Raw genomic sequence first — 12331 nt, forward strand, 5'->3', positions numbered from 1 at the left:
GCGAGACTAGGACTGTGCAAACGAGCGCTTTCTGACGCTGGTGTGAGCGACAGGTGAACGCTGAGTGGGACTTGGGGGAGACCGGGCCGCCCGCTCGAGCAATGCTCAGGACCTCGGATCTGCGGCTCGGGATGAGGTCGGCAGAGCTGCTGAGGACATGCATATGCCCAACAGCGCATGCACGGCGAGCCGCTGGGGATGTACCTCGATTGAGGGCGACATGCGCCGCCCCCTGAGCGGTGCGGGTGGTTCAAGGTGCGTTGCTGATCCAGTTATCGCCGGATGTGATCAGTTGAATTCATGATTCCGCTGCCGATCGTCAACTTTTGACAGGTTCACTCTCCCTGCTCGTCGAATGATCGGCAGCATCCATGGGGAGGGAACAATGGCAGCGAACACGGGCTTCTCCCGTGTGGCAATGGCTATGGCGGTAATCGGAGTTGTTGTCACGGCTCTGCTGGCTCCGTCAACGGCACAGGCTCGGCCAGGCGATCGGGCTTCGTCCCGCGACGTGCCCGTCGCCGCGGGGCTCAGTGGCAAGAAGGCTCTCGAACTGGTCGGCCGTCTTGGCGCATCCCGAACGGGGGGTGTTTACCTGGACCGGCGTCAGAATCGTCTGGTGGTCGCTGTCACGGACGAGGCCGCAGCAGAGGAGGTGCGCGATGCAGGCGCCCTACCGAAGATCGTCAAGTATGACACGGCCTACTTGGAAAAGATCAAGGAGAAGTTGGACGTTGTCATCAATACGCCGGGGACATCCTGGGGCGTCGACGAACCTGAAAACCAGGTGATTGTCCGGGCGGACACCACTGTCAGCACCGCAGACTACTCGACGCTCGAGGCGCTGATCGAACCATATGGTGATGCTGCCCGCATCGAACGCCTCGCCGGGGAGCTGCGGCCGTCGGCGTCAATCAATGGCGGCGATTATGTCGTGGCCTACGGGATCATCTCGTGCTCGCTGGGCTTCAACGTGCGGAAGAAGGCCGATCCCAATGACAAGTATTTCCTCACGGCGGGTCACTGCACGAAGCCCACTCACTACGAGGGCGGTCGCGACTGGCACAAGTCGGACGGCACATACATCGGGTACACCAAGGGAGCATTCTACCCGGAGAACGACTTCGGGCTCGTCCGCCACTACAACGCGAGCGTGACCAAGTACGGGAACGTTGAAACGTCCGGAGGAGTTCAGGACATCACTCACTCGCGGGACAGCTACGTCTACGAGTACGTCTGTTCTACCGGATACAAGAGTGGCTACTCCTGTGGCCTCCTGAAACAGAAGAACCAGACGGCGAACTATGGTGACGGAAAAGTCTACGGGCTCGACATAGCGGACATCTGCCGCATACCCGGCGACAGTGGTGGGCCGCTGTTCCGCGGTGATGCCGCCCTCGGGCTTACGTCCGGATATGTGAAAGGGACGTGTATGAGCTACTTTCAGCCAGTCAACGAGGCACTCGCTTGGTACGGCATGGAAGTCTACTGACCAACTGACGGCTCCAACATGTCGGTTGCCTGTTTCATGTGCAGCCCGACGTGTGGGTGAACACAAGGTGTGCTGAAGGAGCGTGAGGGGTGGGCCGAGCCTGCTCCTCACGCTCCTTCGGCCGACGACGCCGCAATCCGGCGTCGAACGGTCACCTGCCCCGCAGGGTCAGTCCGCGCGCAGGAACGCCGACGTCGAGACCCGACCCAGCAGCCTCAGCCGGGTCTCTCCGCCCGCCAGATGCTTGTCCAGCGCTTCCTGCACGCCCGGCCACTTGTTGTCGCCGTAGTCGTCGAGCACCACGATCCCGCCGGGTGCGGCGATCTCCTCGACCCACTCCAGATCGGCTGTGACTCCCTCCATGGAGTGGTCGCCGTCCACGATGACCACTCCGTACGCCCGGTCGGAGACCGCGGCCCGCACCTCGGGATCGGAGGAGAAGCCCTGTTGGATGCGGGCCTGAAGCGCCGCCCGGCTCGCGCCCAGCGCCAGGTTGGCGCGGACGACGTCCTCCCGCACCGGCGTCCCCGTGGGGTCGGCCCCCTGCTTGGCACCCGGCTGGAGCTGAAGGCCCGCCAGCGGGTCCACGATCGTCAGATCCGGCTCGATGCCGGCGCGGTGCACCATCCGCACCAGCGCGGTGGCGAACAGCCCGTACAGGGTGCCGATCTCCAGGATGCTGCCGTTCGGCGGGGACAGCAGCGGCACCGTGGCCAGCTTGCCGCAGATGTTGGACGTCGAGCCCGCGAGGCGGCCGACGCCGAGCGCCTCCAGAGCCACCACCGTGCGGTAGGCGACGACCACGCTGCGGCGGGCGTGCTCAGCGCTGCCGGTCACCTCGCTTGTCTGCCGTACGAGGGTGTCCACCTCATGGGCGGGCGGGATGCGGCTCGCGCCGCGGCCGGTGCCGTCGAGCAGCAGGTCGACGGCGTACTGCCGACGCCGCATCTCCTCCAGTTGCCCTCTGAGAGCCGCCAGTTCCTCCCGGAGGGGCTTGCCGATGTGCTCTACACGTCTGTTGACGCGGTGATCGATGCGCTGCTCGACCAGCTTCACGGCCGGGCGGAGGACTCGCTTCGACAGGCGGTTGCGCAGGAGAGAGGGCATGCCGGGAAGGTACGCGTGAACGCCCGTCGCGCACACCACACTTCAGTGCCGCCCAGATGAAGTCTTGATGGCCGCACGGCGGCGAGGACATGTGCGTGCAGAACGCAGCAGTGCCGTGAGCGCCGGCGCGAGCAGCGCGCACGCCCCGACGGCCGCACCGGCGCCCAGTCCCGGTGTGCGGAAGGTGCACTCGACGGAGGAGTCGCCGGGCCGCACGGGCGCGGCGACCAGTCCCAGATACGCGTCGGCGGGCCGTCCCTCGCAGCTCCAGCCGACGATGCGCGGCAGGGCGAAGACGGCCGTCCCGGTGGTCCCCGCGGGCAGCTCGGCCCGCACGGTGTCGCCGGTGACCGAGACCGACATCGCGCCCGCGCGCTTCAGTTCGCCGACCGCTTCCGCCAGCAGCCCGCGGTCCAGACAGCCGATGGCCTCGCGCGGCACCGTCCCTTCTTTCTCCGCCCGGAGCGTGACGGTCACCGGGCCCTTCACGGCGTCGCCCAGGCGCTGCATCGCCGCCCGCCGCTTGGGCAGCCCGCCGCGGAAGTCGACCGGGTCCGCAGTGCCCGCCAGCTGGGCCGTACCGAAGAAGTCGGGTGCCCACAGATGGACTTCGCTGCCCGCCGGGCAGCGGGCGCTCAGCGTGTACGGGGCGCCGGGCGTCAGCCTGCGTCCCGCGGGCGCCGCGCCGTCCGGGCCGAGCAGCGCCGTGCGGGGGATCGTGTAGACGGTCGAGCCGAGCAGCGTCTGCTGGTTGCGGAACGCCGAGCGGCCGTACGCGACCGGCGGCGCTCCGGGCTTCGGGGGCCGTACGGTCACCAGCGGCGGCGTCTCCTGCCGGGTGACGGTCACGGGCCGGTCGTCGGGCCGGTTCCAGCCCTGGTGCGGGTCGCGCGGCACATGGACACGCGCGCCGACCGAGAAGATCGCGTCGGTGACCGGGTTGTCCGGGCCGTGCACGGCCCGGCCGTTCGACGTCCATCCGCCGCCGAGCGCCGCGAGCGTGCGGGTCAGCACCTCGGGGGTGTGGCTCGAGTAGTAGGCCCCGCCCTGCCCGCCCACCAGCAGCGGATCGTTGGCGGTGGTCCGCTCGGGGCCCGCCTCGGTGCGGTGGCGAGGCCAGCCGTCCGCGGCGGCCACGGCCTCCGCCTGGGTGCGCTGGCGGTCTCCCCAGGGCGCGTAGTCGTCCAGCCGGTTCAGCCGCTGCCGGTCGGCGTACGCGGTGGTCGCCGCGGCCTGCCCGGCCTGTGCGCCTGCCAGGAGCAGCGCGGCGAGCACCGCGTACCGGCGGCCGCGCCGCACCAGCGCGAGAGCGGCGGCGGCCGCGACCAGCCCGGCGGCGAACAGCGGATAGGTCCACTCGGTGACCAGCTCGCTGAAGGAGGCCCCGGCCGCGATCACGGCCAGCACGGCGCAGCCGCCCAGCAGCGCACGGCGTGAGGGCCATGCGTGGGCGACGGCGGTCCAGGCGGCCGTCACCACCACCCCGGCCAGTATGAACGTCTGCCGATAGGGGCTGCCGTTGGGCGTGGCGAACGCATGCCACAGCAGATGTGTGGGCCCCCACTGGAGCGACAGCGCCACCACGGCCGTCAGCCCCGTCCAGGCCCATCGCTCCCGCGTCGGCGCCGCGCGGTGAAAGGCCAGTGCGCACGCCAGCAGCAGCGTTCCCGTGCCCAGGAAGAGCGCCGGGGTGAAGAAGCTGTATGTCGCGGGAAGCATCCGGGCGAAGACATCGGGCCAGGCGGCCGGGGCGAACGGGCGGTTCCAGCCCGGATAGGCGTAAGTCGTGCCCAGGTACACCGGGATCAGCACGGGGGCGGCCAGCGCGACGCCCAGCGCGGTGGTCCAGGCCGCACGCAGCAGCGCCCGCACCGGCCCCTGCTCCGTCCGCTCCGTCGCCAGTCGGGCGGCCAGCACCAGCGCCGCCCCCAGGGTGGCCATGTACGCGGTGTAGAAGTTGGCCGCCCACACCGCAGCGACCAGCAGCGTCGCGAGGACGGGCCGCTGCCGGGTGCGCGCCCATTCGCCGGCCAGGCACAGCAGCGGCAGTGCGACCAGGCCGTCCAGCCACATCGGGTTGTACGACGCTTCCATGACCGACCAGCCGCACAGCCCGTACGAGGCGCCGAGCACCCCCGCTGCCCACCAGCGCCCCGAGGAGCGCATGGTCAGCAGAAGCAAAGCCATCGCCGCGGCCGCCGCCGCCATCTTCAGCACCGTCACGACATAAACGGCGAGGTCGATGTCCTGCCGTGGGAAGAGCCCGACGAGCAGGGCGAACGGGCTGGTCAGATAGGTGCCGAGGTCGGGCAGGAAGCTGGTGCCGTACCCGGACTGCCAGTTGATCAGCAGGCCGCCGTCAGCCCGCCCGTGCAGCAGGTCCCACAGCCTCGTGTGGAACGGCACGAACTGGTTTCCGAGGTCGTTGACGCTCCTGGTGTGCGGCCCGAACGGAAAGCTGCGGGCGACGGCGTCGCCCGCGCAGACGGCAGTCACAGTGATCAGGGCAGCGAGAGCAGCCGCACGGGTGCGGGGGCCGGGGGGAGGCATACGACAAATATGCCGGCGCCGAACGGGTAATCCTGTGTCAAATCTCTGCAATTCACCCACTGGTCACTTCAGAGACATGGGAATCACTGGTTCCTGACACACAGACAGGTTTCTGTGCAGCAGTGCTGATCTCTGTAGTAGTGCCGTGCTACGAGGAAGAAGAGATCCTTGAGCGCTTCCATGACCGTGTCACGGCCGAAATGAAGCTTGTGGACCACGAGTTAGAACTCGTCTATGTCGACGACGGCAGCAAGGACCGGACGCTTCGGATTCTGGAGGACCTCGCGGCCGTCGACTCGCGTGTGCGGTACCTCTCCTTCAGCCGCAACTTCGGCAAGGAAGCCGCCATGCTGGCCGGCCTCCAGCACGCCGCGGGCGACGCCGTCGTCATCATGGACGCCGACCTCCAGCATCCGCCGGAACTGATCCGCCGGATGGCCGAGCAACATGCGCTGGGCTACGACCAGGTCATCGCCCGCCGCACCCGCAAGGGCGACCGGGTGGGCCGCACCCTCGCCGCCCGGGCGTACTACTGGCTGATCAACCGAATGGTCGATGTGGAACTCGTCGACGGGGTCGGCGACTTCCGGCTGCTGTCGCGCCGCACGGTCGACGCGATCCTCCAGCTGACCGAGTACAACCGCTTCTCCAAGGGCCTGTTCGCCTGGGTCGGGTTCCGTACGACAACGTTCTCCTATGAGAACGCGGTACGCGAGCAGGGACGCTCCGCCTGGACCTTCGGCAAACTCCTCAACTACGGGCTCGACGGGCTGCTCTCCTTCAACGACAAACCGCTGCGCGCCGCGCTCTACCTGGGCATGACGCTGCTGTCCGTCGCCTCCTGCTACGCCGCCTGGATCGTCGGCGTCGCCCTGGCGCGGGGCGTGGACACCCCCGGCTATGTCACGCTGCTGACGGCCCTGACCGCACTGGCCGGGGTGCAGATGGTGATGCTCGGCGTCGTCGGCGAATACGTCGGCCGTATCTACTATGAGGTGAAACGCCGTCCGCACTTCCTGGTGAAGGCCGCCAACACGGGCCTTTCCAGAAGGCAGCCGCCGAACCCGCCCCACCCGCAGAAGTCCCAGGAGCTCGTACGCCGATGACGGTCCAGGCCCAGCTGGTCCGGTTCGCCCTGGTGGGCGTGGTGAACACCGTGACCTACTACGGCTGCTATCTGGCGCTCCTCACCGTCCTGCCGTACATAGCCGCGCACATCGCCGCCTTCGTGCTGAGCATGGTGGGGTCGTTCTTCCTGACGTCGTATGTCACCTACCGCACCAGGCCGACCTGGCGGAAGTTCCTGCTCTTCCCCCTCACCAACCTGGCGAACTTCACCGTGACCACGGCAGGCGTCTATCTCCTGGTGGACGTCCTGCAGTTCGGCAGCCGGTACGCTCCCCTGCTCGCGGCCGCCGCCGCCATCCCGGTGACCTTCGTCGTCTCCCGCACGATCATGCTGCGGCCCGACGGGGGCGACCGGCCCGACAGCTCAGCCGAGGACCTCACCGCAGCTTCCGGACGACCTTCCGCACCGCCGGATGGCGCCGCAGCGCGGCCGCTCGCACCGGCCGCCCGCCCGGCAGACCCAGACTGGTGAGCCGACGCCGCTTGAAATAGCGGGTCAGCTCGGCGTCCGGCAGCGTCCGCAGCAGCTCCGCCGTCTGTTCCTGCAGCTCCGGGTAGGCCGTCGCCTGCATACAGAACCCGACGGCCCGCACCAGCGGATCGACCTCGTCGGCAGCTGTCAGATCGACGGGCTTCCCTGCCCGCTCGTCCCCCTCCAGCGCGGGCAGCAGTGCGTCGACCACGGTCAGCGGCACGCGATTGCTGTTCTGATATGGAGTGATGCGGTCCAGCAGCAGGTCCGTGCCGACCCGCGCGGCGGGGATCCCGTAGAGCGCGGCGGCCGTCATCATCGCCGTGGAGAAGCAGCCCACCACCAGCTCCGGCCGGGCCCTCTCGTACAGTGTCTCGGCGAGCACGGGTGTACGCAGCACGTCAAGGCTCACCCCAAGCTCCCGGGCGGCCTCCTGAATCGCCAGGGTGGAGTCGGCCGGGGCGCTCGGGTGGGGCTTGAAGGTGATCGTGCGGTGGCCGAGCGCTGCGGCGCCGCGCAGCATCCGCAGATGCAGCCCATCCTCCTCGTCCCGGCTGATCAGCTCCAGCGCCGACAGGTACTGGCCGAGCAGCAGCGCCGTCCCCGCGGGGAGCCCTCCGCCGTCGGCCTCGTCGGCCGCGTCGCTGACCTCCCGCAGCACCGCGAGGAACTCGGCGCCGGGTACGGCGACCGGCTCCACTCCGTACTCCGACAGAAGCATCGGACGCAGTCCGGGCACCAGGTCCAGATGGAGCAGCCGGCGGATCCGGCTGCTCATCGGCAGTGGGATCCGGTTCCGGGTCGGCCCGTAACTCATCAGGCCGTCCGCGTACACATGGACCGGGCTGTTCGCGAAGATCGCGGCGATCGCCCTTGACGGGTTGGCCTGGATGGATTCGCAGGCGACCTCCACTGGCTCATCGCCCAGCCTCCAGGCGAGCCGGAGGCTCTTCTCCCAGAGCGGAACGTCCTGGGGCCGGGGCGACCAGCCGGCCGGATGGTGCGGGCGGATCGTTTCGTTCCAGGAACGTACCTCATCGAACTCCGGGCGCAGCGCCTCGAAGCCGGGCATGAGGTCCAGCGGAGTCCCGATCTCGGGGGCGGCCGAGGTGTCGCTGACCACCAGAATCCGGCGGTGGTCTGCGCGCCGCCCGAAGAGCCCGGAGCGGAGCGCCGCGGCGACGGTGGCCGCCGCGTACTGGGTGGCAGCGCAGAACATCTGAACGGTCATGAGGAAACCTTTCGCAAGATGGTGCGCCGTGCGTCGTCCAGGCCGACCAGAGCCTGCTCCAGATCCTCGGCGGGGAAGGCGCGCAGCGCCTCGCGGGCCATCCTGCGCAACTCACGCTCCACGGGCCGCTCGAACCGCCGACGGCTCCTGAGCTGATGAGCGATGACGACCGCGTAGGTGCGGATCGCCTTGGGCCGCAGTCGCACGGCCTCGGGGTCATGGGCGAGCTCGCTCATCACCTGGTCGAAGGCGCGGAAGAAGTCGAGCTGCCGTACGTCCCCGACCTGCGTGAGCGAGGTGGCGACGCCCCGCCGGTAGCGGACCCCGTGCAGCGGGGTCACTGCATAGGACGCGGCCCGGCGGTGCAGCTGCCAGATCCACGGCCGGTCCTCGGCGGTGCGCAGCCCGTCCGGGAAGCGCAGCAGCCCCTTCTCCAGCAGGCGCGTGTCATAGATCCCGGCCCAGGCGTACGGATAGTCGACCATCGTCGACTCGGCGACCGGCAGGATCCCGGTGCGGGGGTCGAGCACCTCGTCGCGGCGGCCCTCCGGCGCGCGCTTGAGGACCCGGTCTGTGCCGGTCACCTCCACATGGTCGGTGCGCACGAAGTCCACACCGAGCCGCTCGATTGCCTCGACCAACCCCGCCAGATGGCCGGGCGCCAGCCAGTCGTCCCCGTCGAGGAAGGTGAGATAGCGCCCCCGGGCCCGGTCGATCCCGGTGTTGCGCGCCGAGGCGAGACCGCGGTTCTGCTCATGCCGGAGGAGCGTGCTGTGTGGCAGCTTCGCCGTGAGAGCCGTGAGGGCCTCGGAAGTGCGGTCCCTTGAGCAGTCCTCGACAAAGATGAACTCGAAGTCCTCCCGAGCGTTGTTCACCAGACTCCGAACGGTGTCGGATACGTACGCCTCGATGTTGTAGCAGGGGACGATGACGGAGAGCGTGGTCACCGGGCGACCTTAGGGCGGACTTCCGGTCGGGCCGCTGACATCGCCGTGAGCGCCGGGTGAACGCGCGGTGAGGGTCGGGTCGGGCACATCCGAACCGGTGGCCGAATCGTTGGACGAATCAGTGGCCCACACCACTGAGACTGCCTACCATCGATCACCGCAAGGTTGTGCACCGTCGCACAAGCTCTTCGGGAGGCCCCTTTGCACCGCCGTCGTCGCACCGCGCTCTCCGTCTCCGCTGCGCTTCTCGTCGCTGTTCCCCTGCTCGCCGCCTGCGGCAGTGAGGCGCACCCGGGCGCGGCCGCCGTCGTCGGAGACGAACGGATCCCGGTGTCCGCCGTACAAGCGCAGGTGGCGGAGGTGCGCACCGCACAGGAGCGCTCCCCCCAGGCCGCGCAGCTGATCAAGGACACCGGCCGCCTCACCCGTGCCAAGCTGTACGACCTCATCGTCGACCGGGTGGTGCGGCGCGCCGCCGACGACGCAGGGGTGGAGGTCACCCGCAAGGAGGTCCAGGAGGCGCGGTCCGTCCTGGAGGGGCAGGCCGGCGGGGCCGATCAGCTCGCCGCCATGTATCTGCAGCAGCGCGGCGTCGCCCCCGGTCAGATCGACGACGTGGTGCGCCGCGACGTCACGGTCAACAAGCTGGCCGCCGCCATCGGCGCGACCAACACCCCCGAGGGCCAGCAGAAGCTGAACGAGGCCTTCACGGCCGCGGCCGAATCGCTCGACATCGACGTCAATCCGCGCTTCGGCGCGTGGAGCGACCGGAAGCTGGAGCTCGGCGACTACAAAGCCGACTGGATCACGCAGGTCAGCAGCGAGCCGGGGACGGCGGCCGCCGGGGCGTGAGCTCCGGGCCTGGAGCCGGGCTTGAGCGGCGGGCCTGAGCGCCCGGCCCGGGGGGCGCGGTAGGTTCGACGGGTGACCGCTGAAACACCCGCCGACGCCGCAGACGAGACACCCGCCGACGCCGCCGGCGCCGAACGGACAGGGCGTGTCGTCCTGCTCACCGCCAGCCACCGGGTCGCCCCAGGACTGCTGTCCTGGCCCGCCTGGCAGACCCTGCACGCCGCCGACCGGGTGCTCTGCGCCGACGACCGCCATCCGCAGCTGCCGTATCTGCGTGAGGCGGGGGTGCGCGTGGAGATCGCCGGCCCCTCGGCGCAGGAGCTGGTCGACGCGTGCGCGGGCGGGCGGACCGTCGTCGTCCTCGCCTCCGGCGAGGGCGACCGGACCCTCACGGACGGGCTGGCCCGGATGGCGGGCTCCGGGCGCGTGGCGATGCCGGATCTCGAGCTGCTGCCCGGCTCCTACGACCTCCCCGGTGCGCGGCTGCTGGACCTGGTGCAGGTCATGGACCGCATCCGCCGCGAGTGCCCCTGGTCCTCCCAGCAGACCCACAAGGGCCTGGCCAAGTACGCCATCGAGGAGGCGTACGAACTCGTCGAGGCCATCGAGGACGGCGACCGCGACGAGCTGCGCGAGGAACTCGGAGACGTACTCCTCCAGGTCGTCTTCCACGCCCGGATCGCCGAGGAGTGCGAAGACCCCGACGAGGCGTTCTCCGTGGACGACGTCGCGGGGACGCTCGTCGAGAAGCTGATCCACCGCCACCCCCATGTCTTCGGCGGGGAGAGCGCGACGACGCCGGAGGAGGTCAAGCAGCACTGGCTGCGCACCAAGGCCGCCGAGAAGCAGCGTGTCTCGGTGACCGAGGGCGTGCCGCTCGGACAGCCGGGGCTGGCGCTCGCCGCCAAGCTGGCCGCACGGGTGCGGAACGCCGGGCTCGACGTGGACTTGCCGAAGGGCGAAGGCGTGGGGTACGAGCTGCTGCGCCTCGCCGTGCGCGCCGAGGCCGAGGGCGTCGACCCCGAGGCCGCGCTGCGCGCCGCGGGGCGGGCGTTCCGGGACGCGATCCTCGCCGCGGAGGCGATGGCGTGACCTCCGGGCCGCAGTCCGCGCCCGGCTCCGGGCCGGAGCCGGGGGCCCCGTCCGCATCGCCTGGAGGGGGGTCCGCCGCATCCCCTGGAGGGGGTCCCGCTGCGCGGTCCGCATCGCCGGGCTCCGCGCCCGGCACCGCCCCGTCGGGGCCCGTGCCGACGCTGTTCAGCTGGGAGTTCGCCGCCGATCCGTACCCCGCCTACGCCTGGCTGCGCGAGCACGCGCCCGTACACCGGACCCGGCTCCCCAGCGGTGTGGACGCCTGGCTGGTCACCCGGTACGCCGACGCCCGCCAGGCCCTCGCGGACCAGCGGTTGAGCAAGAACCCGGCGCACCATGACGAATCCGCCCACGCCAAGGGGAAGACGGGCATCCCCGGCGAGCGCAAGGCGGAGCTGATGACGCATCTGCTCAATATCGATCCGCCCGACCACACCCGGCTGCGGCGGCTGGTGTCCAAGGCGTTCACCCCGCGGCGGGTCGCGGAGTTCGCGCCGCGCGTCCAGGAGCTGACCGACCGGCTCATCGACGGCTTCGCCGCACGCGGCAGCGCGGACCTCATCCATGAGTTCGCCTTCCCGCTGCCCATCTACGCCATCTGCGATCTGCTGGGCGTGCCGCGTGAGGACCAGGACGACTTCCGCGACTGGGCCGGGATGATGATCCGCCACGGCGGGGGGCCGCGCGGCGGTGTCGCCCGTTCGGTGAAGAAGATGCGCACATATCTGGCGGAGCTGATCCACCGCAAGCGGGACGCCCTCGGGGACGATCTGATCTCCGGGCTGATCCGGGCCTCTGACCACGGTGAGCACCTCACCGAGAACGAGGCCGCGGCCATGGCCTTCATCCTGCTGTTCGCGGGCTTCGAGACCACCGTCAACCTCATCGGCAACGGCGTCTACGCACTGCTGCGCAACCCGGAGCAGCGCGAGCGGCTGCAGACGTCGCTGGCGGCGGGGGAGCGCGGGCTGCTGCAGACGGGTGTCGAGGAACTGCTGCGCTACGACGGGCCGGTGGAGCTGGCCACCTGGCGGTTCGCCACCGAGCCGCTGACGATCGGCGGTCGGCGGATCGCGCCGGGTGACCCCGTTCTCGTCGTACTGGCGGCGGCCGACCGGGATCCCGAGCGGTTCGCCGAGCCGGACACGCTGGACCTCTCCCGCGGGGACAACCAGCATCTGGGATACGGGCACGGCATCCACTACTGCCTGGGCGCACCGCTCGCCAGGCTGGAGGGGCAGACCGCGCTCGCCACACTGCTGACCCGTCTGCCCGATATCCGGCTTGCGGCCGATCCGGCCGATTTGCGGTGGCGTGGGGGGCTCATCATGCGTGGACTGCGCACGCTCCCGGTGGAGTTCACAGCGCACAGTAATTGATTCATCGTCAGTTTCGTGATGTTTATGTGATCCCTGCTGCATCGACTTGTTACTTGCGATCAAATGCGACTAGGTTCACCT

10 protein-coding genes are annotated in these 12331 nt (G+C 69.7%); 6 read left to right on the forward strand and 4 right to left on the reverse strand.

All coding sequences use genetic code 11. The annotated features are described in order from the left end of the window. The first annotated feature begins 385 nt into the window (after positions 1 to 385). Positions 386 to 1492 carry a S1 family peptidase gene (locus QCN29_RS13550; RefSeq protein ID WP_279928126.1) on the forward strand — a complete coding sequence of 369 codons (1107 nt, stop codon included), beginning with the start codon at positions 386 to 388 and terminating at the stop codon, positions 1490 to 1492. A 168-nt stretch (positions 1493 to 1660) separates the two neighbouring features. Here QCN29_RS13550 and QCN29_RS13555 read toward each other — a convergent pair whose 3' ends face one another. Together QCN29_RS13555 and QCN29_RS13560 are read right to left on the reverse strand one after the other, a co-directional pair. Then, positions 1661 to 2599 carry a class I SAM-dependent methyltransferase gene (locus tag QCN29_RS13555; protein WP_279928127.1) on the reverse strand — a complete coding sequence of 313 codons (939 nt, stop codon included), beginning with the start codon at positions 2597 to 2599 and terminating at the stop codon, positions 1661 to 1663. 42 nt (positions 2600 to 2641) lie between these two features. Beyond that, positions 2642 to 5149, reverse strand: a complete 2508-nt coding sequence (locus tag QCN29_RS13560; protein WP_279928128.1) for a YfhO family protein — start codon at positions 5147 to 5149, stop codon at positions 2642 to 2644. A gap of 122 nt (positions 5150 to 5271) precedes the next feature. Here QCN29_RS13560 and QCN29_RS13565 point away from each other — a divergent pair, with 122 nt between their 5' ends. Both QCN29_RS13565 and QCN29_RS13570 read left to right on the forward strand, forming a co-directional pair. After that, positions 5272 to 6255: a glycosyltransferase family 2 protein gene (locus tag QCN29_RS13565; RefSeq protein ID WP_279928129.1), complete on the forward strand. Its 984-nt coding sequence runs from the start codon at positions 5272 to 5274 to the stop codon at positions 6253 to 6255. Beyond that, positions 6252 to 6749: a GtrA family protein gene (locus QCN29_RS13570; RefSeq protein ID WP_279928130.1), complete on the forward strand. Its 498-nt coding sequence runs from the start codon at positions 6252 to 6254 to the stop codon at positions 6747 to 6749. The genes QCN29_RS13565 and QCN29_RS13570 overlap by 4 nt, the downstream gene beginning before the upstream one ends. Here QCN29_RS13570 and QCN29_RS13575 read toward each other — a convergent pair. Both QCN29_RS13575 and QCN29_RS13580 read right to left on the reverse strand, forming a co-directional pair. After that, positions 6655 to 7980, reverse strand: a complete 1326-nt coding sequence (locus QCN29_RS13575) for a polysialyltransferase family glycosyltransferase (RefSeq protein WP_279928131.1) — start codon at positions 7978 to 7980, stop codon at positions 6655 to 6657. The genes QCN29_RS13570 and QCN29_RS13575 overlap by 95 nt on opposite strands. Beyond that, complete coding sequence (locus QCN29_RS13580) at positions 7977 to 8927, reverse strand: glycosyltransferase family 2 protein (protein ID WP_279928132.1); 951 nt, start codon at positions 8925 to 8927, stop codon at positions 7977 to 7979. Before QCN29_RS13580 ends, QCN29_RS13575 begins: the two co-directional genes overlap by 4 nt. Before the next feature lie 201 nt (positions 8928 to 9128). Between QCN29_RS13580 and QCN29_RS13585 the strand changes: the two genes are divergently transcribed. From QCN29_RS13585 to QCN29_RS13595, 3 genes are all read left to right on the forward strand, one after another. Further along, positions 9129 to 9779: a SurA N-terminal domain-containing protein gene (locus QCN29_RS13585; protein ID WP_279928133.1), complete on the forward strand. Its 651-nt coding sequence runs from the start codon at positions 9129 to 9131 to the stop codon at positions 9777 to 9779. A gap of 153 nt (positions 9780 to 9932) precedes the next feature. After that, complete coding sequence (locus QCN29_RS13590) at positions 9933 to 10871, forward strand: nucleoside triphosphate pyrophosphohydrolase (RefSeq protein ID WP_398859198.1); 939 nt, start codon at positions 9933 to 9935, stop codon at positions 10869 to 10871. Positions 10872 to 11023: 152 nt separating this feature from the next. Beyond that, entirely contained in the window at positions 11024 to 12250 is a 1227-nt protein-coding gene (locus QCN29_RS13595) for a cytochrome P450 family protein (protein WP_279928136.1), read from the forward strand. Positions 12251 to 12331 lie beyond the last annotated feature (81 nt).

It is taken from the genome of Streptomyces chengmaiensis, from assembly GCF_029846775.1.
In the GTDB taxonomy this organism is placed as follows: Bacteria; Actinomycetota; Actinomycetes; order Streptomycetales; family Streptomycetaceae; genus Streptomyces; species Streptomyces chengmaiensis.